The sequence below is a fragment of the Radiobacillus sp. PE A8.2 genome, from assembly GCF_045635475.1.
Classification (GTDB): domain Bacteria; phylum Bacillota; class Bacilli; order Bacillales; family Amphibacillaceae; genus JBJGXI01.
The window spans coordinates 41,283-66,080 of sequence record NZ_JBJGXI010000002.1 but is presented as its reverse complement, the minus strand read 5'-3'; the positions used below and the strand labels follow the sequence as shown (position 1 = coordinate 66,080).

Sequence of the window (24,798 nt, the reverse complement as noted above, 5' to 3'; positions counted from 1 at the left end):
AATTGCACCATACCACAGCCGAATTGCACCAGACTGCAATACAATTGCACCACACGCTAGCTTTATTGCACCAAACCGCTATAAAATGAGCTGTCTCCATGTGTCCAACTCGTTTCCATACAACACTCCATGTATATATAACTTCTTTCATTATTAGAAACAAATTCTACTCTTTTAATAAGTCTCCAGTTTATATGACAAATTTACTGATAATTTCTAAAAATAAGTTGGCTTTGTAGTACAAAATGCGACAGACTTCTTTCATTATCTTCGCTATACTAGCTATAAATCGTTAAGTAGTGGATGTTGAAAGGAAGTAAAAAAGGTGACTATTTATTTAGATGCCGTTTGGTTACTTAATTTTTTGTTAGATTGGATGATTCTCATGCTTGTCCAATCAATGACTAGAAATTCTACCAAACGTTTCAGATTGATTGCTGCTGCATTTGTTGCTTCTATCCTAGTGCCGATTACGATATTTCTTCCTAACTCACTGATCACAACACCAATTGGAAAAATTACTTATTCCTTATTAATCGTTTGGTGTGCATTTGGGTTTAAAAATTACAAACAGTATGTGAAAAATCTGTTTTCATTTTACTTTATTTCATTTGTACTTGGAGGTGGATTAATAGCTATACATTTTCTTATTGGTAATCAAGTTCAAGCATCAGGGCATGGAATATTGACCTTTCAAGCAGGTTATGGTGACCAAATAAGTTGGCTGTTTGTTGGAGTTGGTTTTCCTGCCGTTTGGTGGTTCACCAAGACAAGACTGGACAAGCACAAAATAGAGCAATTCAAACATGATCAAATGTTCGAGGTTACAATTGAAATGAAGGGAGAAAGCTTTTCTACGACTGGGTATGTTGATAGTGGAAATCAACTTGTTGATCCGTTTACAAATAAGCCGGTTATAATTTGTGATCAAGCTTTCATTGCAAACTGGTTTACGATTGATCAGATAAAATTGCTTGAGAAAGTGCAAACAGACTTGTCTTTTGAAAGCCTTCCGGATAATTTAGACATCAATATTCATATAGTTCCGTATCAAGGTGTTGGTGGGAATCGCACCTTCATGATTGTTTTAAAGCCGGATAAACTACTAGTAAACTTTGAAAACAAGCAAATAGCAACATCAAAGGTATTAATTGGTTTGCAATTTGGAGAATTGGCATCTGATGGATCTTATCATTGTCTATTGCATCCGCAATTATTTATGCATTCGGTAGCAACTTCCGCATAAAAAGAAATGACACATAAAGGAGAGGTTAACTCGTGATAAAATGGAAGTTAAAAATTCAATTATGGTGGTACAAACTATTAATAAAGCTTGGCATAAAAACAGATGAAATCTATTACATAGGTGGTAGTGAAGCGTTGCCACCCCCATTGTCGAAGGAAGAAGAAGCAGAACTTTTAAAAAGATTACCTGTAGGTGATAAAGCAGCAAGAGCTATGCTTATAGAAAGGAATCTTCGTTTAGTAGTGTATATTGCACGGAAATTCGAAAACACAGGCATAAATATTGAAGACCTTATCAGTATAGGAACGATTGGTTTAATAAAAGCTGTTAATACCTTCAATCCAGAAAAGAAAATAAAATTAGCGACTTATGCATCTAGATGTATTGAGAATGAGATTCTTATGTATTTACGACGAAATAATAAATTAAAATCAGAAATATCGTTTGATGAACCCTTAAATATTGATTGGGACGGTAATGAATTATTACTATCAGATGTTCTTGGGACAGACGAGGACGTGACAACAAAGGATTTAGAGTCAAGCGTAGATAAAAATCTGTTAAGAAAGGCTCTAGAACAGCTTAATGATCGTGAAAAACAAATAATGGAATTAAGATTCGGATTAATAGGTGAAGAGGAAAAAACACAAAAAGATGTTGCTGATATGTTGGGAATATCTCAATCATATATTTCTCGTCTAGAGAAAAAAATTATTAGAAGACTGAAAAAAGAATTTAATAAAATGGTTTAACCCTTATTATATCAATACTTACTGGTTTTTCTTACCTTCCTGAGTCAATAATATACCTGCATAAAATTCTTTCCTAGGGGAGATACTGTTCCTTGAATAGCATCTCCAACCGGGAGGGTAGAACATGACAAGACATAAAGTTGAAATTTGCGGAGTAGATACCTCAAAATTACCTGTATTGAAGAATGAAGAAATGCGTAAATTGTTTAGACAAATGCAAGATGGTGACTTGTCAGCACGAGAAACATTGGTTAATGGTAATTTGCGCCTTGTCCTCAGTGTTATACAGCGATTTAACAATCGAGGAGAATATGGGGACGATTTGTTCCAAGTGGGTTGCATTGGATTGATGAAGTCAATTGATAATTTTGATTTAGGTCAAAATGTTAAATTTTCCACTTATGCAGTTCCGATGATCATTGGTGAGATTAGAAGGTACTTACGTGACAATAATCCAATTAGAGTCTCAAGATCATTACGCGATATTGCTTATAAGGCATTACAAGTAAGAGAGCGATTAATAAGCAAACATGCAAAAGATCCAACACCTATGGAAATTGCCGAAGAAATGGGTATTCCTCATTCTGATATTGTTTTTGCAATGGATGCTATTCAGGACCCTGTTTCATTATTTGAGCCAATCTATAACGATGGTGGGGATCCCATCTTTGTTATGGATCAACTCAGTGACGAGAAGGACAAAGACTCCACTTGGATTGACAAGTTATCATTAAAAGAAGGCATGATTCGATTAAATGACAGAGAAAAAATGATCTTAAACAAACGCTTTTTTCAAGGGAAAACACAGATGGAAGTTGCCGAAGAAATTGGAATTTCCCAAGCTCAAGTATCTCGATTAGAAAAAGCTGCTATTGAAGAAATGAATAAAGAGATGTTTGAATGAAATTTTGAATACTTAATAATCGATTCAAATTTGAATGGTGATTAGTTGTAATATGAAAATGATTAAACTGAATATAGTTGAAACTGCCTTCACTTCATAACATTATGAAGTGAAGGTTTTTGTTTTTTTAGTCTTTTTTCCTAAACATGAGCATTTTATATTTCATAATTTAGCTAATATGCGTCGTAACTTGGAGAGTGGTTAACCCCACTCCGGAAATCCACTTCGCGCACCATAGGGGGGCTAGTGAGCCTCCTCGTCGCTTCGCTCCTGCAGGGTCTCACTTAGGCCACTATTCCTGCAGGACAAGGAAAGCTACGACAGCGAAGCATCGCACGAAGAAAATTGGGTTGTATTTTCGAGGAGTCGATGTGGATTTCCTCCGCTGTTAACGGGATTGCTCTTCATGTAGGGTGATTGGAGCTCCGGGCAGTCGATCCTCGAAAATGAAAACCGCATTTTCTTCGTGCGGTGTAATTCGGGGAAGTTAATTCAAAGTCCTGCGGGAATAGCGCGAGCTGAAGATCCACTAGAGAAGCGTTCTTTGGGACTGCGATTACTCGTCCCATCGAAGACATTTGCTTCTGAGTTAGCTGAAGCCGTGCCCGTTTAAAGAAAAACGCTTTAAACTAGCGAAAAGCGACTGCCTGGAGCGGAAATCACGAGCACTACGTTACGACGCATTTTACTTCTTTTGCGCAATAACAACAATCTGTTAGAAAAGATTTTCTAAAAATAAACTCTGATTTTCACTTGATTACGAAAGAAACCTATTGTCTGGTCATATAGTAATATAAAAAGGGTAGGTGGAAATAATGATTACACTGACAGAATTACAAATAAAAGAGATAATTATGATGGAAGATGGTAGGAAGCTTGGAAATATTACAGATTTAGAAATAGATGTGGATAAAGGTAAGATTCTACAATTGGTAATAGGTGCAAGAGGAAAAATGATGGGACTATTTGGTAAGGAAGAAGAGATTTTAATTCCTTGGGATAACATTGTAACGATTGGATCTGATGTTATTTTAGTAAAAAAAGCAGAACAACCAAAACTATATACTGCAAATAATGCAGATTAATAAGCTTAGAGAAGAAATAGTCAAAAAAATGTGGTAAAATGGTGAAAACAAGGAGGGTATACTGTGAAAGAACCCTTTCAATCAATGAATCAATCTGTTTTGAAAATCGATCAGTGGATGGAAGAGAACGATGGTTTAGTTGCTGGTATAACAACAAGACAAGGCGGCGTAAGTGATGAACCATTTTCATCTTTCAATTTAGGGTTTCATGTACCAGATATTAAAAAAAATGTACGCAAGAACCGTGAGATATTAGGAGAGATACTTGGTTATTCCTTAAATGAGTGGATGATGGGGGAGCAAGTACACAAAACGAATGTTGCTGTTGTAAATAGCAGCCATAAAAGTAAAGGCGCTTTTAAACATGGAGATGCGCTATCAGGATATGATGGCTTAATTACAAATGATCGAGGATTGTTGCTTACTTCTTTATTTGCAGATTGTGTTCCTCTTTATTTTCTAGATCCAACTAGTCAGTGGATTGGTATAGCACACGCTGGCTGGCGGGGGACTGTTAATGGAATGGCTGCTAATATGGTGAAAGAACTAGAAAAACAAACCGTTCTTCCTTCGAACTTGAAGGTAGTAGTCGGCCCATCTATTAGTGGCTCAAAGTATGAAGTGGACGACCAGGTTATAGACAACATCCCTGAACAATATCATAAACACTCCATTGTGATGAAGGATAACGGTCGTTACTTACTAGATCTAAGAAAATTAAATTACAGTATATTAGTGGAGTCAGGCGTAATGCCTGAAAATATTAACATAACATCATATTGTACATATTCAAATCCAGACCTTTTTTTCTCACATCGTAGAGATCAAGGTAAAACTGGGCGGATGCTAGGATTCATCGGAGTGTCTGCTCAAACTTAGAAAGGAGTACAAGTTTTGGATGTACTAGGGAATGTAGCTGAAGTTCGCGAACAAATAAGACAAGCATGCGAAAAGGTAGATCGTAATCCAGAAGATATCACCATAATTGGTGTCACCAAATATGTTACAATTGATCGTGCTGAAGCACTGCTCAACGCTGGTATTAACAATTTAGCCGAAAATCGATTAGAAGGTTTTCGAGAAAAACATGAAAAATTAGGTTATGATGTTAAATGGCACTTTATTGGATCATTACAATCAAGAAAAGTGAAGGATATGATTAACGATATTGATTTCTTACATTCGCTAGATCGAAAATCACTAGCGAAGGAAATAAATAAACGAGCAACGAAAGTGATTCCTTGCTTTGTACAAGTTAATGCAAGCGGAGAACAATCTAAGCATGGATTAGCAGTCGAAGATGCAGTAGATTTTATTAAATCACTGGCTAACTTTGAAAACATTCGAGTTGTTGGGATCATGACAATGGCTCCATTAGTGGACGAAGAGCAAACGATCAGAAATACATTTCGTAAGGTTAAACAATTAAGAGATGAAGTTGCAGCTAAACAGTGGGCACACGCACCATGTGATTTTCTTTCTATGGGTATGAGTAATGATTTTACAATTGCGATTGAGGAAGGTGCTACACACGTAAGAATCGGCTCTAGCTTAGTTGGTTCTAATCAATAAGAGGTGATAATGGATGAGTATAAAAAACAGATTAAAAACTATTTTTTCACTTGAAGAAGATGAGTATGAATACGCAGAGGAACAATTTGAAGAAACAGAAGAATCAACGGTTAAGCCAAAAGAGCGAAAAAATGTTGTCAGCTTACATGCACTACAAAACAAATCTAAAGTTGTTCTATGTGAGCCTAAAACATATAACGAGGTACAAGAAATTGCGGATCATATCGTTAACCGAAGAGCTGTTGTAATAAATCTACAAAGGCTTGACAATCAAGAGGCACGACGAATTGTTGATTTTCTAAGTGGTACGGTTTATGCTGTTTCAGGAAATATTCAAAAATTAGGTTCACACACGTTTCTGTGCACACCAGAAAACGTTGATGTGTCAGGAAATATATCGGATTTATTAGAAAATGAAGAATTAGAACAAAGGTGGTAATGAGATGGATTTATTATTTGATCTTATAGGAACAGCATTGAGATTATATTCATTTGCGTTAATTGCTTATATTTTAATGTCATGGTTCCCTGGTGCAAGGGAATCTTCGATAGGCAGTTTTCTTACTAGAATTTGTGAACCTTATTTGGAACCGTTTCGAAAAATCATTCCGCCACTTGGTATGATTGACATTTCTCCAATTGTAGCGATTTTAGTATTAAATTTTGCTTCAGAAGGTTTATATGTATTGGATGGCATGTTTTAGGATAACACATAACACAGGGCACTAGGTGATTACATGGATTTATACCAGCACTATCGTAAGGAAGAACACCCTTTCATCGATCAGGTGTTAACCTGGAAGGATGAAGTGGAACGTACATATCAACCAAAGCTTAGCGATTTTTTGCATCCAAGAGAGCAAGCAATTTTTGCGAGTGTAATTGGAAACAATGATGAGTTAAGCTGGAGCATTTACGGTGGAGACGAGCAAGCAGAACGAAAAAGAGCGATACTTGCCCCGTATTATGAACAGATTGAAACCGATGATTATAGCATTACATTACTTCAAGCGGAATTCCCCGATAAATTTGTGACACTAACACATCCCGATGTATTGGGTGCATTTTTATCATTAGGTATTAAACGTAAAAAGCTTGGCGATTTAATTGTTGACGATGGTATCGTCCAAATTGTGCTTGCATCGGAAATTGAATCCTATGTTGAAATGAACTTAACATCGATCAAAAATGCTAAAGTTAGTTTTAAAGAACAGCCGTTATCTGCTTTACTTGATAAAAAAGAAACATGGGAAAGTAACGATACGACAATATCTTCGCTTCGCCTCGATGTTTTTGTAAAAGAAGTTTATCGCATATCTAGACAGCAAGCAGCAAATTATATACAAAAGGGATTAGTGAAAGTGAACTTTCAAATCATTGAAAATCCCGCCTTTCAAATAGAGGTCGATGATTTAATATCGGTTCGCGGACTAGGTCGTAGCGCATTAACCGAAATTCATGGTCTTTCAAAAAAAGATAAGTGGAAAATAACATTTAAGAAACTAAAATAATGTGCAGGAATAATAAATTTTTTGTCGAATTAAAAGGAATAACAGAAATGTAGAAATTTGACTTCATAAGGAGGAGGTAGTCGATATGCCATTAACGCCGTTAGATATTCATAATAAAGAGTTTACCCGAGGATTTAGAGGTTATGATGAAGATGAAGTAAACGAATTCCTTGATCAAGTCATTAAAGATTTTGAAATCGCAATTCGCGAAAAGAAGGAACTACAATCCAAAGTGGAGGAGCTTACTGATAAGCTTGGCCATTTTACAAATATTGAAGCAACATTAAATAAATCGATTCTTGTTGCTCAAGAAACTGCAGAAGAAGTTAAAGGAAATGCTACCAAAGAATCAAAGTTAATCATTAAAGAAGCAGAAAAAAATGCAGACCGCATTATTAATGAAGCATTGCATAAATCACGTCGTATTTCGATTGAAGTAGAAGAACTGAAAAAGCAAGCAAAGGTATTCCGTACACGTTTAAAGATGTTAGTAGAGGCGCAGCTTGACTTGATTGAGAATGATGATTGGGATGGCTTGTTTGATACTGATGTGGAAAAGCGTGACGATTATAAGCGTGAACAATACGAAAATAATTATTAAATCTTGACGTTTGTATAAGTTTTACATATAATTCATTAACAGATAGTTTAATGAATTATAGCGCTAGAAAATTAGTGAAGAATAGAATATTAATAAATACAGCGATTGGGATAGTATAAAAGCTATGTATCTGTGTTAGCGAGTCGAGGATGGTGGAAGCTCGATACAGGCTACTTTTAGAAGATCACCCAGGAGTATCTAGTTCGAAAACAAGGTTGAGTAGAAATAGACGTATCATTCACGTTACGAATTCGAGTGAACTTATATAGGTAATTTGTAGATAAGTTTATAAGGGTGGTACCGCGAGTCCTTCTCGTCCCTTTGGGATGATAAGGGCTCTTTTTGTTGTTTTTTAGAATTAGGATTTTAAGGAGGAGCTATAAATGGATTACAAACAAACGTTATTAATGCCACAAACCGATTTTCCGATGCGAGGAAATCTACCGAATAAAGAGCCGAAAATGCAAGAAGAATGGGATCAAGCTAAAATTTATGAACAAGTACAAAAACGAACAGAAGATCGCCCATTATTCGTATTACATGATGGACCACCATATGCAAACGGTGATCTTCATATGGGTCATGCGTTGAATAAAGTTTTAAAAGATTTTATCGTACGTTATAAATCAATGTCTGGATTTCATGCTCCATATGTGCCAGGCTGGGACACGCACGGTTTACCAATTGAATCGGCACTTGCCAAGAAAAAAGTTGATCGCAAAAAGATGTCCATCGCAGAATTCAGACAAAAGTGTGCGGAATATGCTTTGCAGCAGGTTGATAATCAACGCACCCAATTTAAACAGCTTGGTGTAAGAGGAGATTGGGAAAACCCTTATATTACGTTAACAAAAGATTATGAAGCAGAACAGATTAAAGTGTTTGGTGAAATGGCTAAGAAAGGCTATATCTACAAAGGCTTGAAGCCAGTATATTGGTCTCCTTCATCAGAATCTGCACTAGCAGAGGCTGAAATTGAGTATCAAGATAAACGTTCGCCATCGATTTATGTAGCTTTTGATGTTAAGGACGGAAAAGATCTATTAGCTGGAGATGAGAAGTTTATCATCTGGACTACTACACCGTGGACGATTCCTGCAAACTTAGCGATCAGCCTTCATCCAGATTTAGAATATGCTGTAGTAAAAGTGGATGGTGTCAAATATATTATTGCGCATGATATGTTACAAGCTGTTTCAGAAAAGCTAGAATGGTCTAATCCAGAAGTAACAAAAACATTCAAAGGTAAAGAGGCAGAGCGTGTTGTTGCAAAACATCCAATCTATGATCGTGACTCACTAGTTATTTTAGGTGATCATGTAACGACAGAGAGTGGTACGGGGTTAGTGCACACTGCTCCAGGTCACGGGGAAGATGACTTTTTCGTTGGTAAAGAGTACGGTTTGGATGTATTATGTCCAATCGATGAAAAAGGTTATTTCACGGATGAAGCACCTGGTTTTGAAGGAATCTTTTATGACGTTGCCAACAAACAAGTCGGTGAAAAACTAGAAGAAGTCGGCGCTTTGCTTAAACTAGACTTTATTACTCACTCATACCCACACGATTGGAGAACGAAAAAGCCTACCATTTTCCGTGCTACTAATCAGTGGTTTGCTTCCATTAAAGATTTCAGAGATGATATCTTAAATGAAATCAAACGTGTAAACTGGTATCCAGAGTGGGGCGAGACCCGACTGTATAACATGGTAAGAGACCGCGAAGACTGGTGTATCTCTCGTCAGCGTACATGGGGCGTACCAATTCCTGTATTCTACGGGGAAGACAGAACGCCAATCATTACAGAAGAGACGATTGCACATGTATCTGATTTGTTCCGTGAGCATGGTTCTAATGTGTGGTTTGAATGGGAAGCAAAAGATTTACTTCCAGAAGGATTCACTTCTGAACATAGTCCTAATGGTGAATTTACGAAAGAAACCGACATTATGGACGTATGGTTTGATTCAGGTTCTTCACATCAAGGTGTGTTAGAAGGTCGTCCTGAGTTACAAAGACCTGCTGATGTGTATTTAGAAGGTTCAGACCAATACCGCGGTTGGTTCAATTCATCTATTTCTACTGGTGTAGCAGTTACGGGTAAATCACCGTACAAATCAATCATTAGTCATGGATTCGCGTTAGACGGTAAAGGTCGCAAAATGAGTAAGTCTGTTGGTAACGTTGTTGTCCCTTCGAAAATTATGAAACAGTATGGCGCAGATATCCTACGATTATGGGTAGCTTCTGTTGATTATCAAGCTGATGTAAGAATTTCGGATGATATTATTAAACAAACTTCTGAAGGTTATCGTAAAATTAGAAATACGTTCCGGTTCATCCTTGGAAACTTGCACGACTTTGATCCGAGCAAAAATCAAGTTGCGGAAGAAAATCTCCAAGAGGTTGACCGTTATATGCTAGTAAAACTTCAAGAATTAATTAAGAAAGTGCGTCATGCATATGATAGCTATGATTTCTCAACAGTTTATCATAGCATCCATAATTTCTGTGCGATTGAACTGAGCTCGTTCTATTTGGATTTTGCGAAAGATGTTGTTTACATTGAAGGAGCAGATCACGAGCGTAGACGTAGTATTCAAACAGTTTATTATGAAATCGTTACGTCATTAGTTAAACTTCTATCGCCAATTCTTTCTCATACAGCAGACGAAGTATGGGCTTATGTTCCTGGTGTTAAAGAGTCAAGTGCTCAACTTACCGACATGCCAGAACCAAAGGAAATTGCCGGGCGAGAAGCACTTCTAGAAAAATGGGAACACTTCATGGATGTACGTGATGATATCCTAAAAGCTTTGGAAGAAGCTAGAAGTGAAAAAATTATTGGGAAATCGTTAGAAGCGAGTATCCAATTAACAGCAAAAGACGAAAAAACAAAAGAATTGTTATCAAGTATTGAATATTTGAATCAATTATTAATTGTTTCTAGTGTTGAGCTTACAGGCGATAAAGCGAATGCGAAAGAATATGATTATCTTTATGTTGCTGTAGAAAAGCATACTGGTGAAAAATGTGAACGTTGTTGGATTTCTTCTGATACAGTCGGAGAAGACAAGGACTATCCTGAATTATGTACGCGATGTGCGGACGTTGTTAAAGAACATTATGCTCACGTCGAATAAATAGCTACTTTATTCAACTATCTCATGTGATTTGGGATAGTTGAATTTTTTAGAAAGGTCTTTTCTTAGAGTTTGTTGCTTTTTATGTCATATTTGAAGTAAACTCCGTGGTAGTTTGGCGAGTGCTTGACCTGCTCCGGAAATGCCCTTCGCTTTCCGCGGGGGGCTAGTGAGCCTCCTCGCGCCTTCGCGCTGCGGGGTCTCACTTACGCCGCTAGTCCCGCAGGAGTCGAAGGGCATTTCCTCCGCTGTTAGCTGGATTGCTCCTTACGTCGGGTGCCTGGAGCGGAAATCACGAGCACTACGTTACGACGGAGTTTAGCTATTTTGCGCACTAACAACAATCTTTTAGAAAACAGCCTTTAGAAAAAAATTATCGACAATTTTTTCTAACGCTAACTTTTGTGATAAAATCAAATAGGTTGGTTATGTTCAAAGAACGGGGGAATACAGGTGTATTATATAATTGCAATTATAGTAGTGGCTCTGGATCAACTATCGAAATGGTGGATTGTAAAGTCAATGGAACTAGGAGATTCTATTCCTGTCATTGAAAATTTATTTTACATAACATCGCACCGTAATACTGGTGCAGCATGGGGAATACTAGCTGGTAGAATGGGCTTTTTCTATGTTATTACAGTTATTGTTATTGGTGTTGTGATCTACTATATGAAAACTTATGCAAAAGACAGCAAGTTAATGGGCTGGTCACTCGCACTTATTCTTGGTGGAGCAATCGGCAATTTTATCGACCGAGTATTCCGCAAGCATGTTGTTGATTTTCTCGATGTGTATATTGGAAACTATGATTTTCCAATTTTCAATGTAGCGGATTCCGCACTATGTATAGGTGTCATTCTCGTAGTGATTGCAACATTTAATGAGGATAAAAAGAAAGGAAGATTAAATACATGACGGAGCATCGTCATACCGTAGAGCAAGATGAACAAGGCTTAAGAATTGATAAGCTATTATCTAAAGTAGATACAGATACGTCAAGGTCGCAAATTCAGGCATGGATAAAAGAAGACCATGTAACAGTAAATGGATCGCCAATTAAAAACAATTATAAATGCCAAGCAGGTGATGATATTGCTTGGGAAATACCTGAAGTTAAAGAACTTGATGTAGTAGCCGAAGACATCCCATTGGAAATTGTCTATGAGGATAAAGATTTATTAGTTGTGAATAAGCCTAGAGGGATGGTTGTCCACCCATCAGCAGGACATGCAAGTGGCACATTAGTAAATGCGCTTCTTTATCATTGTCAGGATTTATCCGGAATAAATGGGGTGCTTCGTCCAGGTATTGTTCACCGAATTGATAAGGATACAAGTGGCTTGTTAGTCGTAGCCAAAAATGACCTGGCACATATATCGCTTGCTGAGCAACTAAAAGATAAGCATGTAGAAAGAAAATACATGGCAATTGTCCACGGCGAAATCAGTCATGAATATGGTACGATTGAAGCTCCTATTGGTCGTGATCCTAAGGATAGGCAAAAAATGGCTGTTGTAGATGACGGGAAGGATGCCGTTACCCACTTTGAAGTGATTGATCGGTTCCAGAACTTTACCTTTATAGAATGTAAATTAGAAACAGGCAGAACACACCAAATTCGTGTTCATATGCAGTACATTGGTCATCCGTTAGCGGGCGATCCTAAGTACGGTCCAAGAAAGACACTAGAATTAGACGGACAAGCTCTACATGCATCAGTATTAGGCTTTGAACATCCACAAACAAGTGAGTGGCTAAGCTTTCAAGCAGACCCACCAAAAGTTTTTGCAGATGCACTTAACGATTTAACAAAAATGAGTTGACAGATAGCGTAAACTTTGGAATAATTGTTATAGAATTTAATAGTCCTTTAAGTGCAGTCCCGTGAGGCTGACAAGGTTGCGGATCATTTACATGGTAGACGTATGTCCAATCCTCTTTTTCCTCACGCGGAAAAAGAGGATTTTTTAATGTTTACAATGTATAAAAAATTACCGAAGATGTCTAGCTCCGAGCGCCAGAAACTAGGCGACTTCACGAATCGCCCTACGATAAGTCATCATTGATTCAGGTTTTATGGAAAGTCGACTAAAAGCGGACTTGTCGTCCAAAGTCGACATACCCCCTATGCGGGGGCATGATTCCTTTATCTTAGTCGATTCGCTCCAGTCGCTACGTTTCTAAGCGGGCGCTCTGCGCTTTTCTAATGTTTAGGAGTTGTAGAAATGAATAAAAAAGCTACTGTGCTTGACGCTTCTGCAATCAAGCGGGCACTGACTAGAATTGCACATGAAATATTGGAAAAAAATAAAGGCGTTGATGGGTTAATGCTCGTCGGCATTAAAACACGCGGTATTCCAATTGCGAAGCGTTTGCGTGAAAAGATTGCCGATATTGAAGGTGTAGAAGTGCCAATAGGTGAGTTAGACATAACGTTATACCGAGATGATTTGAGCCATGCAACCTCTAGCAATGAACCTAAGCTACAAGAGGCTCGAATTAACGATAGAATTTCCGGTAAAAATATTATTCTTGTTGATGATGTTTTATTTACTGGTAGAACGGTTCGTGCCGCAATGGATGCAATCGTTGATCAAGGTAGACCTTCACAAATACAACTCGCCGTTTTAGTAGACCGGGGTCACAGAGAATTACCTATTCGTGCAGATTATATTGGGAAGAACATCCCAACTTCGCAGGAAGAAATGATTGTCGTCGAATTAGGCGAAACGGACGAACAAGATCAAGTAAGTATATATGAAAAGTAACAACCTTTAAGTAGGTCCAGAGAGGCTTGCAAGGTTGCTAAGATATACGTGTGTCCAAAACAAAAACACGTATGCCTCTTTGCAGCCATGCAAGGAGGCATTTTTTATGGGATAGGAAAGTATAAAAAATTCGAAGATGTCTAGCTCCGGCACCTACCCCCTCGAGGTCTTAAGCCAATCCTCTATGTGGCAAAGACCGCCACGTCGACGATTGTCTTAAGCTTGTCGGGGGTGAGCAAGGCGCCTGCGCTTTTCTATTAGAAACTTAGGAGGAAACACTTATGGCAGCAAAAAATATGGTAATGGACGTAAATGAAGTACCTAAACTTTCTAAATGGATTATTTTTAGTATTCAGCACTTATTCGCAATGTTTGGCGCAACGATTTTGGTACCTGCTTTAACAGATTTACCTCCAGCGGTGGCACTCGTATCAAGTGGTGCAGGTACATTGGCTTATCTTTTGATAACGAGAGGAAAAATCCCTGCATATCTCGGTTCAAGCTTTGCTTTTATTTATCCAGTGCAAATGGCGATGCTCAGTCAGGAAAGTGGTATTCCTGGAGCAATGGTAGGTAGTTTTCTTGCAGGCTTAGTATATGGTGTACTCGCACTACTTATTGCTGCATTTGGCCTGAACTGGTTAATGAAAATATTACCTCCTGTTGTAGTTGGGCCAGTCATTATTGTGATTGGTTTAGGGCTTGCACCAACAGCAGTTGATATGGCGATGAATTATGATGGAGCTTATAGTGGGAAACACTTTACGGTTGCTTTACTAACATTGGCAATCACATTGATAGGATCACTGTTCTTTAAAGGATTTTTTGGACTTATTCCAATACTAATCGGTATTGTCGGTGGATATATTATTAGTCTGTTTGCGGGAATTGTAGATACATCAGGTGTTAGTGCAGCTTGGAATCAAATTGTAAGCGCCGGTTCAGTTGGTGAGTTTTTCGGGGCGATCTTCATAGTTCCAGACTTTGTTATCCCGTTTGTACATTACTCCCCATTTGACGTGCTAAGCTGGAATATTGCTGCGATTATGATGCCTGTGGCAATCGTAACAATTGCTGAGCATATTGGTGACCAAATGGTTTTATCGAAAGTAGCAGGTCGTAACTTTATTAAAAATCCTGGCTTACATCGCTCGATTCTTGGCGATGGTGTCGCTACGATCATTGCCTCTGTGTTAGGTGGACCACCGAATACAACGTATGGTGAAAACATTGGTGTACTAGCGATTACGCGTGTGTTTAGTGTCTTCGTTATAGGTGGGGCTGCAGTGTTCGCAATCTTGTTCGGATTTATCGGAATCATTACCGAACTTATTGCTTCGATTCCACCTGCTGTTATGGGTGGCGTATCGATTTTATTATTCGGTATTATCGCTTCTAGTGGATTAAGAATGTTAATTGATAATCAAGTGGACCTTGGGGATAAACGTAACTTAATGGTGTCCTCTGTGATCTTAGTTATTGGAATTGGTGGGGCAATGATTAAATTTGATATTGGTGACGTAAATATTGAAATCGCTGGTATGGCTTTAGCTACTATAATCGGAATTGTCTTAAATTTAATCTTGCCAGGAAAAGAATCAGGATTTGGTAATGGAAATATGTTTGAAACGGATGAAGAAATAAATAATACAGAAGCTTAGTAAAAACAAGAGGACTGTTCAAGACCATTGATGGCGCGAGCAGTCCTTTATCTAGGGAGGAACTAGCATGAAGCATTTTGTGTCAATGAAAAACTTGTCAGAGCATGAGTTATTGCAGTTAATTAAACTTGCAGACGAGATTAGTAGTCAAGGATTACAACCGTTTAGTGAGCAATTGTTCGTTGCAAACTTATTTTTTGAGCCTAGTACACGAACGAAAATGAGCTTTACTGTTGCTGAACGTAGACTTGGCATGGATGTGTTAGATTTTGCTAGTGAATCATCAAGCATTACCAAGGGTGAAAGTGTATACGACACTGCAAAAACATTTGAATCCATAGGCGCCTCTCTGATCGTTATCAGACATCCGGAAACAAACATATGTACACAGTTAGCTGAGAAACTATCGATTCCTGTAATCAATGCAGGAGATGGGACTGGTGAGCATCCAACTCAATCATTACTTGACTTACTTACAATTTACCAAGAGTTCGGTAAGTTCAAAGGGGTAAAGGTAGCGATTGTAGGAGATATCAAGCATAGCCGTGTCGCAAGGTCGAATGCCTACGCGCTTCGTACATTAGGAGCAGAAGTCGTATTATCATCGAAACCAGACTGGCAGGATGATACATTGGAATACCCATATGTAAGTATTGATGATGCAGTCGAAACAAGTGACGTGGTGATGCTACTTAGAATTCAACATGAACGACACACAGGCAACGAACAATTAACCAACCAAACCTACCTAGAACAATACGGATTGACACAAGCACGAGAGAAAAATATGAAGCCTGGAGCGATTATTATGCATCCTGCACCGGTTAATCGAGGCGTAGAAATAGATGATAGGCTTGTTGAATGTAATAGATCTCGAATTTTTAAACAAATGTCAAATGGTGTGTCAGTAAGAATGGCGATCATAAAGCGCTTATTAGAAGACGGAGGGATTATGAATGCGAACAGTTTTAACGAACGCGAAGTTGCTAGCAGATAACAAGTCGATTTTATGTGATATTTCCATAAAAGACGGAATCATTGAGCAAGTGAGTGAAACAGCAACAATAGATACAGAAGGTGCTAAAATCATAGATTGCAAGGGTAATCTACTATCACCAGGGTTTGTAGATGTTCATGTGCATTTAAGAGAACCAGGTGGAGAAGCAAAGGAAACGATTGAAACTGGTACAAAATCGGCAGCACGAGGTGGCTATACAACCATCTGTTCGATGCCCAATACAAGACCGGTCCCTGATAACATAGAAAACTTATCCAAAGTACTTAACAAAATTAAGGAAACAGCGCATGTGCGCGTATTACCTTATGCTTCGATAACGGAACGTCAGCTAGGGGACACACTCACGGACATGAAAGTTTTAAAAGAAATGGGTGCCTTTGCATTTACCGATGATGGTGTTGGCGTTCAGTCTGCGGACCAAATGCTTCGTGCCATGCAACTGGCAGCATCACTTAATACAACAATCGTTGCGCATTGTGAAGAAAATACATTAATTCATAAAGGTGTTATTCATGAAGGAGAATCTAGTCAAAAGCTAGCTGTACCAGGAATTCCATCGATTTGTGAATCCGTGCAAATTGCTAGAGACGTACTGTTAGCAGAAGCAACTGGCTGTCACTATCATGTTTGTCACGTAAGTACGAAAGAATCAGTTCGTGTGATACGAGATGCAAAGCGAGCGGGAATTTATGTTACTGCAGAAGTAACACCACACCACTTATTGCTAAATGAAGAAGCGGTTGTTTCAGAAGACGGTAATTATAAAATGAACCCACCGTTGCGTGCGAAAGAAGATCAACAAGCATTATTGGACGGCTTGTTAGACGGAACCATTGATTTTATCGCAACCGACCATGCACCACATACCGAAGATGAAAAGCAACAAGGATTATTACTTGCGCCGTTTGGAATTGTAGGGCTAGAAACCGCCTTTGGATTATTAAATACGCATCTTGTTGAGACAGGAAAAATCACATTAACACAGTTGATTGACTGGTTAACTATTAAACCAGCAAAAGTCTTTAATCTGCCATACGGCGAAATTAAGCAGGGGGCAGCAGCAGATTTAACGTTACTTAATTTAGATGAAACGTATCAAATTGACAAACAAACGTTTCTTTCAAAAGGAAAAAATACACCGTTTCATGGTTGGGAAGTAACTGGCCGACCAGTAATGACAATCGTAGCAGGACAAATCGTCTTTGAGGAGGCAACAGCATATGGAAAAACGACAACTCGTGCTTGAAGATGGCACTACATTTACAGGTGAAGCATTTGGAAGCAAAGAAGCTAGCGTGGGAGAGGTAGTATTTAACACAGGAATGACAGGTTACCAGGAGATCCTATCTGACCCGTCTTATTGCGGGCAAATCGTTACTATGACGTATCCATTAATCGGTAACTATGGCGTGAACCGAGATGATTTTGAAACAATAAACCCATCCATTCACGGTTTAATCGTAAAAGAGGTATGTGACTATCCGTCTAATTATCGCAGTGAAGAAAGTCTTGATTCCTATTTGTCAGCTAACAACATTCCTGGAATTGCTGGAATCGACACGAGAAGGCTGACAAAAATTATCCGTAAACATGGCACGATGAGAGGGATAATAACTGCTGTTGAAAGTGATGAAAGTGAAAATAGAAGATTACTAGAGGAAACACCAGTGATAATCGATCAAGTTGACCGTGTTTCCACTGTAAAACCTTATGTTGTTCCTGGTAGAGGCTACCGAATCGTTTTAGTAGATTTAGGAATGAAGCACGGCATTTTACGTGAATTAACGAAGCGACATTGTCATGTTACCGTCGTGCCTTATCACTATTCTGCTGACAAAATATTACGCTTAAAACCAGATGGTATTATGCTAACAAACGGACCTGGGGATCCAAAGCATGTGCCAGAAACGATCGAAATGATCAGAGAAATCATGGCGCATGTACCAATATTCGGTATTTGTTTAGGGCATCAATTGCTAGCATTAGCAAGTGGTGCAGATACAGAAAAGATGAAATTCGGACATCGCGGTTCCAATCACCCGGTGAAAGATTTAATTTTAAATAAAACATACATGACGTCACAAAACCACGGCTATGCTGTAAAGCTAGCATCATTAGAACAGACAGACCTAAAATTGACACAAATCGCCTTAAACGACGGCACAGTTGAAGGCATTGAACATAAAACCTATCCAGCATTTTCTGTACAGTATCATCCCGAAAGCTCACCAGGACCAGAAGATACGAATCAACTATTCGACCAATTTTTAAGTAAAATTGCTTTTTCTAAGTCTACCATCAAGGAGGATGCCTCATGCCAAAGCGTAAAGATATAAACAAAATACTCGTGATCGGTTCCGGCCCAATTGTAATCGGCCAAGCGGCAGAGTTTGACTATTCTGGTACACAAGCTTGCCAATCATTAAAAGAAGAAGGTTATACGGTAATCCTTGCTAACTCTAACCCTGCTACGATTATGACTGATAATACCGTAGCGGATACGGTCTACATGGAGCCATTAAATGTGGAATTTTTAAGTAAAATAATTCGCAAGGAACAACCAGATGCGATTTTACCAACGCTAGGTGGTCAAACAGGATTAAACTTAGCAGTCGCATTAGAAGCAACTGGTATCCTTGAACAATATGGTACAGAGTTATTAGGTACATCGCTCGACGCTATTCAACAAGCAGAAGACAGAGAAAAATTCCGTACGCTTATGAACGAGCTAAATGAACCTGTCCCTGACAGTATGATCGTAACGACGGTCGATGCTGCTTGTCAATTTTCCGAAGAAATTGGATTTCCATTAATCGTAAGACCTGCCTATACACTTGGCGGTACTGGTGGTGGCATGTGTTATAACGAGACACAGCTTCGCGAAATAACACGTAGTGGTTTGTCATTGTCACCTGTTAATCAATGTTTAATTGAGAAAAATATTGCTGGCTTTAAAGAAATAGAGTACGAGGTTATGAGAGACAAAAATGACCAAGCGATTGTAGTGTGTAATATGGAAAATATTGATCCTGTCGGCATACACACAGGTGATTCGATTGTAGCAGCTCCATCACAAACACTAAGTGATAGAGAGTACCAAATGTTAAGAAATGCATCATTGAAAATTATCCGTGCACTAAAAATAGAAGGTGGCTGTAATGTGCAGCTTGCGTTAGATCCTGACAGCTTCCAATATTACATTATCGAAGTAAATCCAAGGGTTAGTCGTTCATCAGCTCTAGCATCAAAAGCAACTGGTTATCCGATTGCTAAAATCGCAGCTAAAATTGCAGTCGGCATGACATTGGATGAAATCATTAATCCTATCACTGGTCAAACATATGCATGTTATGAACCAGCATTAGACTATGTTGTAACAAAACTACCAAGGTTTCCGTTTGACAAGTTCACATCCGGTAATCCTACATTAGGGACACAAATGAAAGCAACTGGTGAAGTAATGGCCATCGGTAGAACGTTTGAAGAATCATTGTTAAAAGGGATCCGCTCGTTAGATGTCCACGGAGATGACTACTGGTTAGCAAATTTAGTAGATACACCGGTAGATGAGTTAAAGGAAAGATTAGCAAAACCTGATCATGAACGCATTTACGTACTAGCAGAAGCGTTACGACGTGGGTTAAGTATAGATGAAATATTCGAGCTTACAAAAATCGATCGTTTTTTCTTAATGAAACTAAGCAAAATAATTCGTTTAGAAGCAGATTTAATTGAAAATCAATCGCTAGAAATATTAAAGCAGGCAAAGCAAACTGGTTTTTCTGATAGCCATATCGCGCGTCTCTGGAACAAAGATATTGACGAAGTGTATCAGCTTCGGATGGATCACAACATTCGTCCTGTTTATAAAATGGTTGATACGTGTGCAGCTGAATTCGAGTCAGAAACACCTTATTTTTACAGCTCCTATGAGGAAGAAAATGAATCAATACCTTCTGACCGCAAAAAGGTTATTGTTATCGGTTCTGGTCCAATTCGAATTGGACAAGGAATTGAATTTGACTATGCAACAGTGCATTCGGTGTTGGCTTTAAAAGAAGCAGGATATGAAGCGATCATAATGAATAGTAACCCAGAAACGGTATCTACTGATTTTAGCGTATCCGACAAGTTATATTTTGAACCTTTAACACTAGAAGATGTTATGCATGTTGTGGAATTAGAAAAGCCAATCGGTGTGATTGTGCAATTTGGTGGTCAAACGGCAATCAATCTAGCGGAAGGTTTGGAGCGCAGAGGTGTTAGCATTCTCGGTACGTCTCTAGAAGCAATTGATACAGCAGAGAATCGCGATAAATTTGAGCAACTACTAGGACAATTAGACATTCCACAGCCAAAAGGAAAAAGCGTACGTAAATTAGATCAAGCATTGGATGCTGCAAATGAGATTGGCTATCCCGTGTTAGTACGTCCTTCCTACGTAATCGGTGGCAGTCAGATGGAAATCGTTTATAGTGATGATGAGTTAAACAGTTATTTACAAAAGACAACGCACATTAAACATAAACACCCGGTCTTGATTGATAAATATTTAACAGGAATTGAAGTAGAAGTTGACGCAATTAGTGACGGTGAAACAACTATTATTCCAGGAATTATGGAGCACATTGAGCGTGCTGGCGTCCATTCGGGTGACTCTATTGCCGTTTATCCAACCCAACGGATTAGCAAAGAAGCAAAACAAAGTTGTATTGATGCGACCCTTAAAATTGCGTCTCGTCTTCAAGTAAAAGGTTTAATAAACATCCAATTCGTTATTCACAAAAACGATGTTTATGTATTAGAAGTAAACCCAAGAGCAAGTAGAACGATTCCGTTCCTAAGCAAAATTACCGGTGTCACCATGGCTAATATTGCTACTAGATGTATTATTGGAGAATCGTTGAGCTCAATGGGTTATGTAGAAGGCTTGCTACCAGAGCCTGAAACCGTATCTGTAAAAGTACCGGTATTCTCTTTTGAAAAATTACGCAGTGTTGACACGATACTTGGACCTGAGATGAAATCAACTGGCGAAGCAATTGGTCGAGATCGCACATTAGAAAAAGCACTGTATAAAGGGTTAGTTGCTTCCGGACTTAAAGTACCACAAGAAGGTGCTGTGCTACTAACGGTTGCAGATAAAGATAAACAAGAAACACTTGAAATCGCAAAAAGATTTCATCAACTTGGCTTTCAATTATATGCGACTGAAGGTACAGCTACACACGTGCAAGAATTTGGTATACCGGTTAAGCAAGTCGGTAAAATCGGTGATGAAGGTACGACGGTATTGTCGGTTATTGAAGATGGTGATGTACAGTTTGTTATTAATACGATCACATCTGGAAAACAACCACGTTCGGACGGATTTAGAATCCGACGCGAAGCTGTTGAGCATGGGATTGCCTGTTTAACGAGTCTAGATACTGCCGAAGCCATTTTAAATGTGATTGATTCTACGACATTCAGTGCAAGACCTGTCGTGGAAAGAGAGGCTGTTGTACTATGATGACCAAGCAACTGATGACCATAGTAAGTAAAGCGACTATTGCAAAAGATACCATTGAAATGAAGCTAAGCATTGACCCTGCAGTTGCACGTATCGCTCAGCCGGGTCAATTCCTTCACATAAATGTCAGTGAAGGCTATGGTCACTTGCTTAGACGACCAATATCGATTGCAGATGTTAATCTTCAAGAAGCATCCATAACGATTATCTTTAAAGTTATTGGTTCAGGAACTGATGCACTTCAGAAACGTGGTATAGGGCAAGAAATAGATGCCCTTGTACCATGTGGAACGAGCTATCCAATTGAAAGTTTAGCACTTAATAAAGCATTACTCATTGGTGGGGGAATTGGTGTGCCCCCGCTGTATTTCCTTGCAAAAAAACTAAAAGAACAAGGTGTCGAAGTTACCGCTGTGATTGGATTCCAATCGAAGGACCATGTGTTTTATGAGCAACAATTTAAAGAAATAGGAACCGTCCATGTTGTTACAGATGACGGTAGTTATGGACATAAAGGATATGTTACAAACGTTATTGATGAACAAGCTATCGATTTTGATTATTTCTTTTCCTGTGGACCGACAGGAATGCTAAAAGCAGTATCTCATAAATTACAAGACTATCATGGCTATATTTCTATTGAACAGCGTATGGGTTGCGGGATCGGTGCATGTTATGCATGCGTTGTGCCATCAACAACAGAACCAGGATTCAAAAAGATTTGTAAAGATGGTCCTGTTTTTAAGGCAAATGAGGTGGTGCTCTCATGACAACTCTAACAACCAATTTACCTGGACTAAACTTAAAAAATCCAATAATACCTGCATCCGGATGTTTTGGATTTGGCCGTGAATTTAGCGATGTATATGATTTGAATCAGCTTGGTGCCATCATTATAAAAGCTGCCACATTACAATCAAGGTACGGTAACCAAACGCCAAGAGTAGCAGAGACACACGCAGGGATGCTCAATGCAATTGGCTTACAAAACCCTGGTGTAGATGCAATCATTAATACCGAATTACCTTTTTTAGAAAATTATCATACTCCAATCATTGCGAATGTTGCTGGTAGTACGGTCGAAGAATATGTCGAAGTGACAAAGCGGATTAGCCATGCATCTGCAGTGCAAGCAATAGAATTAAATATTTCTTGCCCAAATGTTAAAGAAGGCGGGATTCAATTTGGAACAGATCCCGATTTAGCAAGTGAGGTTACGCATCGGGTCAAACAAGTAAGTGGGGTACCAGTCTATGTTAAGCTATCTCCAAACGTCTCGGACATCGTAGCAATGGCTAAGGCTGTTGAGCAGGCAGGTGCTGACGGACTTTCAATGATTAACACACTAACTGGTATGCAAATTAACTTATCTTCTAAAAGACCATTACTTGCTAATAAAACAGGTGGCTTATCAGGACCTGCCATTAAGCCAGTTGCGATTCGGATGATTTATGATGTATATAAGCACGTGTCGATTCCGATTATTGGCATGGGTGGAGTTATGTCAGCGGAAGATGTGCTGGAATTTTTATTAGCTGGGGCAAGTGCTGTTGCTGTTGGAACGGCTAATTTCCATAATCCGTTCATTTGCCCAGAAATTATCCAAGCATTACCTGATGTGTTACACAATTATGGTTTCTCTTCAGTTGAGGACGCTATCGGAAAGGGGCATGAACATGAAACAGCCAATTTATCTCGCACTTGATTTTCCAACTTGGAAAGAAGCAGCTGAGTTCTTGGAAGCACATGATTTACATGGCGTACCAGTAAAAGTAGGTATGGAACTTTTTTATAAAGAAGGCCCTAAAGTGATTGAGCAATTAAAAATGCAAAATCATCCGATATTTTTGGATTTAAAGCTACATGATATTCCAACAACCGTGCGTAGAGCAATGCGAAACATCGCGAAGCTCGGAGTAGATATCATTAATGTCCATGCACTAGGTGGTAGCGATATGATTTCTGCTGCCAAACAAGGACTAATGGAGGGTGCACTACCAGGAGAATCAACCAAATTAATAGCTGTAACAGTATTAACCTCTATGGACGAAACGATATTGCAACAACAATTAAATATTCAGGCCACTGTCGATCAAACAGTAAAACAACTTGCATATCTATCAAAGCAGAGTGGTGCAGATGGAGTCGTTTGTTCTGTTCACGAAGTACCGATGATTAAAGAGGTTTGTGGTGATGATTTTCTTACTGTAACTCCTGGAATCCGTCTTGACGATTCCGCTACTAATGATCAAAAGCGGATTGCTACACCTAAACTTGCACGACAAAAAGGCACAGACGCAATTGTAATTGGAAGAAGTGTGACACAATCACCTGATCCACATCAAGCATATAACCAAGTGATAGAGGAGTGGACGTATGTCTCTAAAGCATGAAATAGCCAATGGCTTATACGAAATTGAAGCAGTACAAATCAAACCAAATGATCCTTTTACGTGGACTTCAGGGATAAAGTCACCAATTTATTGTGATAATCGCCTTACACTTTCTTACCCAGCGATTCGCAATAAAATTGCCGAAGCATTTGTTGAAATGATTGAAGCGTTAGACGAGAAACCTGATGTGATCGCAGGTTGTGCAACAGCAGGTATTCCGCACGCTGCCTGGGTTGCAGACAAGCTAGGTCTGCCTATGGCGTACGTTCGTTCCAAACCAAAAGGGCACGGTAAAGGCAATCAAATTGAAGGTAGAATAACAGAAGGACAAAAGGTAGTTGTAATTGAAGATCTAATTTCAACAGGAGGTTCTTCTATACAAGCAGCAAAAGCCGTACAAGAAGTTGGTGCAGAAGTACTTGGTGTTTTAGCTATCTTTACGTATGGACTACAGAAAGCAACTGACCAATTTGCTACGGAAGAAATTGCGCTTCACACCATTACTAGTTTTGATATATTGGTAAGCGAGTTAGAGAAGGTCGAAACGATTACAAGTGATGAGAAAGTGCAGTTGATTGCATGGCGGGATCAATTGTTTACAAGCGATAAATAATAACGAAACAAAAAAC

The 24,798-nt window shown here is 38.8% G+C and carries 23 protein-coding genes and 1 other annotated feature; all 23 genes read left to right on the top strand.

The annotated features are described in order from the left end of the window. Positions 1 to 325: 325 nt before the first annotated feature. The 23 genes from spoIIGA (at position 326) to pyrE (ending at position 24,782) form a co-directional block, all read left to right on the top strand. Positions 326 to 1,246, top strand: a complete 921-nt coding sequence (gene spoIIGA, locus ACI6MV_RS01575) for a sigma-E processing peptidase SpoIIGA (protein ID WP_407268053.1) — start codon at positions 326 to 328, stop codon at positions 1,244 to 1,246. A 32-nt stretch (positions 1,247 to 1,278) separates the two neighbouring features. Beyond that, on the top strand, positions 1,279 to 1,998 hold the full coding sequence (gene sigE, locus ACI6MV_RS01570) for an RNA polymerase sporulation sigma factor SigE (RefSeq protein ID WP_407268052.1): 720 nt from the start codon (positions 1,279 to 1,281) through the stop codon (positions 1,996 to 1,998). 124 nt (positions 1,999 to 2,122) lie between these two features. Continuing rightward, positions 2,123 to 2,902: an RNA polymerase sporulation sigma factor SigG gene (gene sigG, locus ACI6MV_RS01565; protein WP_407268051.1), complete on the top strand. Its 780-nt coding sequence runs from the start codon at positions 2,123 to 2,125 to the stop codon at positions 2,900 to 2,902. 815 nt (positions 2,903 to 3,717) lie between these two features. Further along, a complete protein-coding gene (locus ACI6MV_RS01560) occupies positions 3,718 to 3,987 on the top strand; it encodes a YlmC/YmxH family sporulation protein (protein ID WP_407268050.1) in 270 nt (89 codons plus the stop codon). A gap of 63 nt (positions 3,988 to 4,050) precedes the next feature. Beyond that, positions 4,051 to 4,866: a peptidoglycan editing factor PgeF gene (pgeF, locus tag ACI6MV_RS01555; protein ID WP_407268049.1), complete on the top strand. Its 816-nt coding sequence runs from the start codon at positions 4,051 to 4,053 to the stop codon at positions 4,864 to 4,866. Positions 4,867 to 4,881: 15 nt separating this feature from the next. Further along, entirely contained in the window at positions 4,882 to 5,559 is a 678-nt protein-coding gene (locus ACI6MV_RS01550; RefSeq protein WP_407268047.1) for a YggS family pyridoxal phosphate-dependent enzyme, read from the top strand. A 13-nt stretch (positions 5,560 to 5,572) separates the two neighbouring features. Continuing rightward, a complete protein-coding gene (locus ACI6MV_RS01545; protein ID WP_407268045.1) occupies positions 5,573 to 5,998 on the top strand; it encodes a cell division protein SepF in 426 nt (141 codons plus the stop codon). Between the two features lie 4 nt (positions 5,999 to 6,002). Further along, positions 6,003 to 6,263, top strand: a complete 261-nt coding sequence (locus ACI6MV_RS01540) for a YggT family protein (RefSeq protein WP_407268043.1) — start codon at positions 6,003 to 6,005, stop codon at positions 6,261 to 6,263. 33 nt (positions 6,264 to 6,296) lie between these two features. Then, positions 6,297 to 7,070: a YlmH family RNA-binding protein gene (locus ACI6MV_RS01535; RefSeq protein ID WP_407268040.1), complete on the top strand. Its 774-nt coding sequence runs from the start codon at positions 6,297 to 6,299 to the stop codon at positions 7,068 to 7,070. Between the two features lie 85 nt (positions 7,071 to 7,155). Next, positions 7,156 to 7,671, top strand: coding sequence for a DivIVA domain-containing protein (locus ACI6MV_RS01530; protein ID WP_407268037.1), 516 nt, complete (start codon positions 7,156 to 7,158; stop codon positions 7,669 to 7,671). Between the two features lie 92 nt (positions 7,672 to 7,763). After that, positions 7,764 to 7,995: a binding site (T-box leader), on the top strand. Between the two features lie 59 nt (positions 7,996 to 8,054). After that, on the top strand, positions 8,055 to 10,814 hold the full coding sequence (gene ileS, locus ACI6MV_RS01525; RefSeq protein WP_407268035.1) for an isoleucine--tRNA ligase: 2,760 nt from the start codon (positions 8,055 to 8,057) through the stop codon (positions 10,812 to 10,814). 447 nt (positions 10,815 to 11,261) lie between these two features. Beyond that, a complete protein-coding gene (gene lspA / locus ACI6MV_RS01520; RefSeq protein WP_407268223.1) occupies positions 11,262 to 11,732 on the top strand; it encodes a signal peptidase II in 471 nt (156 codons plus the stop codon). Further along, on the top strand, positions 11,729 to 12,640 hold the full coding sequence (locus tag ACI6MV_RS01515; protein ID WP_407268034.1) for an RluA family pseudouridine synthase: 912 nt from the start codon (positions 11,729 to 11,731) through the stop codon (positions 12,638 to 12,640). The genes lspA and ACI6MV_RS01515 overlap by 4 nt, the downstream gene beginning before the upstream one ends. A 402-nt stretch (positions 12,641 to 13,042) precedes the next feature. After that, positions 13,043 to 13,585, top strand: coding sequence for a bifunctional pyr operon transcriptional regulator/uracil phosphoribosyltransferase PyrR (gene pyrR / locus ACI6MV_RS01510; RefSeq protein ID WP_407268033.1), 543 nt, complete (start codon positions 13,043 to 13,045; stop codon positions 13,583 to 13,585). Positions 13,586 to 13,866: 281 nt separating this feature from the next. Further along, positions 13,867 to 15,246 (top strand): solute carrier family 23 protein, encoded by a 1,380-nt coding sequence (locus ACI6MV_RS01505; protein WP_407268032.1) that lies wholly within the window; start codon positions 13,867 to 13,869, stop codon positions 15,244 to 15,246. Between the two features lie 67 nt (positions 15,247 to 15,313). After that, the gene (locus ACI6MV_RS01500) at positions 15,314 to 16,243 is read left to right on the top strand and encodes an aspartate carbamoyltransferase catalytic subunit (protein ID WP_407268030.1); all 930 of its coding nucleotides are present in this window, start codon (positions 15,314 to 15,316) and stop codon (positions 16,241 to 16,243) included. Beyond that, positions 16,203 to 17,510: a dihydroorotase gene (locus ACI6MV_RS01495; protein ID WP_407268027.1), complete on the top strand. Its 1,308-nt coding sequence runs from the start codon at positions 16,203 to 16,205 to the stop codon at positions 17,508 to 17,510. Before ACI6MV_RS01500 ends, ACI6MV_RS01495 begins: the two co-directional genes overlap by 41 nt. Continuing rightward, positions 17,485 to 18,600, top strand: coding sequence for a glutamine-hydrolyzing carbamoyl-phosphate synthase small subunit (gene carA, locus ACI6MV_RS01490; RefSeq protein WP_407268026.1), 1,116 nt, complete (start codon positions 17,485 to 17,487; stop codon positions 18,598 to 18,600). The genes ACI6MV_RS01495 and carA overlap by 26 nt, the downstream gene beginning before the upstream one ends. Next, positions 18,579 to 21,776, top strand: coding sequence for a carbamoyl-phosphate synthase large subunit (gene carB / locus ACI6MV_RS01485; protein ID WP_407268025.1), 3,198 nt, complete (start codon positions 18,579 to 18,581; stop codon positions 21,774 to 21,776). The genes carA and carB overlap by 22 nt, the downstream gene beginning before the upstream one ends. Beyond that, positions 21,776 to 22,546 (top strand): dihydroorotate dehydrogenase electron transfer subunit, encoded by a 771-nt coding sequence (locus ACI6MV_RS01480; RefSeq protein WP_407268024.1) that lies wholly within the window; start codon positions 21,776 to 21,778, stop codon positions 22,544 to 22,546. The genes carB and ACI6MV_RS01480 overlap by 1 nt, the downstream gene beginning before the upstream one ends. After that, a complete protein-coding gene (locus ACI6MV_RS01475) occupies positions 22,543 to 23,481 on the top strand; it encodes a dihydroorotate dehydrogenase (protein ID WP_407268023.1) in 939 nt (312 codons plus the stop codon). Before ACI6MV_RS01480 ends, ACI6MV_RS01475 begins: the two co-directional genes overlap by 4 nt. Next, positions 23,453 to 24,169 (top strand): orotidine-5'-phosphate decarboxylase, encoded by a 717-nt coding sequence (gene pyrF / locus ACI6MV_RS01470; protein WP_407268022.1) that lies wholly within the window; start codon positions 23,453 to 23,455, stop codon positions 24,167 to 24,169. The genes ACI6MV_RS01475 and pyrF overlap by 29 nt, the downstream gene beginning before the upstream one ends. Continuing rightward, on the top strand, positions 24,153 to 24,782 hold the full coding sequence (pyrE, locus tag ACI6MV_RS01465; protein ID WP_407268021.1) for an orotate phosphoribosyltransferase: 630 nt from the start codon (positions 24,153 to 24,155) through the stop codon (positions 24,780 to 24,782). Before pyrF ends, pyrE begins: the two co-directional genes overlap by 17 nt. The last annotated feature ends 16 nt before the right edge of the window (positions 24,783 to 24,798 follow it).

Coding starts and splice junctions, on each gene's coding strand:
- ACI6MV_RS01475 (WP_407268023.1), top strand. CDS start 22,543: ATGACAACTCTAACAACCAATTTACCTGGACTAAACTTAAAAAATCCA.
- carB (WP_407268025.1), top strand. CDS start 18,579: ATGCCAAAGCGTAAAGATATAAACAAAATACTCGTGATCGGTTCCGGC.
- ACI6MV_RS01545 (WP_407268045.1), top strand. CDS start 5,573: ATGAGTATAAAAAACAGATTAAAAACTATTTTTTCACTTGAAGAAGAT.
- ACI6MV_RS01515 (WP_407268034.1), top strand. CDS start 11,729: ATGACGGAGCATCGTCATACCGTAGAGCAAGATGAACAAGGCTTAAGA.
- ACI6MV_RS01495 (WP_407268027.1), top strand. CDS start 16,203: ATGCGAACAGTTTTAACGAACGCGAAGTTGCTAGCAGATAACAAGTCG.
- ACI6MV_RS01500 (WP_407268030.1), top strand. CDS start 15,314: ATGAAGCATTTTGTGTCAATGAAAAACTTGTCAGAGCATGAGTTATTG.
- pyrR (WP_407268033.1), top strand. CDS start 13,043: ATGAATAAAAAAGCTACTGTGCTTGACGCTTCTGCAATCAAGCGGGCA.
- ACI6MV_RS01480 (WP_407268024.1), top strand. CDS start 21,776: ATGACCAAGCAACTGATGACCATAGTAAGTAAAGCGACTATTGCAAAA.
- ACI6MV_RS01560 (WP_407268050.1), top strand. CDS start 3,718: ATGATTACACTGACAGAATTACAAATAAAAGAGATAATTATGATGGAA.
- ACI6MV_RS01505 (WP_407268032.1), top strand. CDS start 13,867: ATGGCAGCAAAAAATATGGTAATGGACGTAAATGAAGTACCTAAACTT.
- sigG (WP_407268051.1), top strand. CDS start 2,123: ATGACAAGACATAAAGTTGAAATTTGCGGAGTAGATACCTCAAAATTA.
- ileS (WP_407268035.1), top strand. CDS start 8,055: ATGGATTACAAACAAACGTTATTAATGCCACAAACCGATTTTCCGATG.
- ACI6MV_RS01535 (WP_407268040.1), top strand. CDS start 6,297: ATGGATTTATACCAGCACTATCGTAAGGAAGAACACCCTTTCATCGAT.
- pyrE (WP_407268021.1), top strand. CDS start 24,153: ATGTCTCTAAAGCATGAAATAGCCAATGGCTTATACGAAATTGAAGCA.
- pyrF (WP_407268022.1), top strand. CDS start 23,453: ATGAAACAGCCAATTTATCTCGCACTTGATTTTCCAACTTGGAAAGAA.
- ACI6MV_RS01540 (WP_407268043.1), top strand. CDS start 6,003: ATGGATTTATTATTTGATCTTATAGGAACAGCATTGAGATTATATTCA.
- ACI6MV_RS01530 (WP_407268037.1), top strand. CDS start 7,156: ATGCCATTAACGCCGTTAGATATTCATAATAAAGAGTTTACCCGAGGA.
- carA (WP_407268026.1), top strand. CDS start 17,485: ATGGAAAAACGACAACTCGTGCTTGAAGATGGCACTACATTTACAGGT.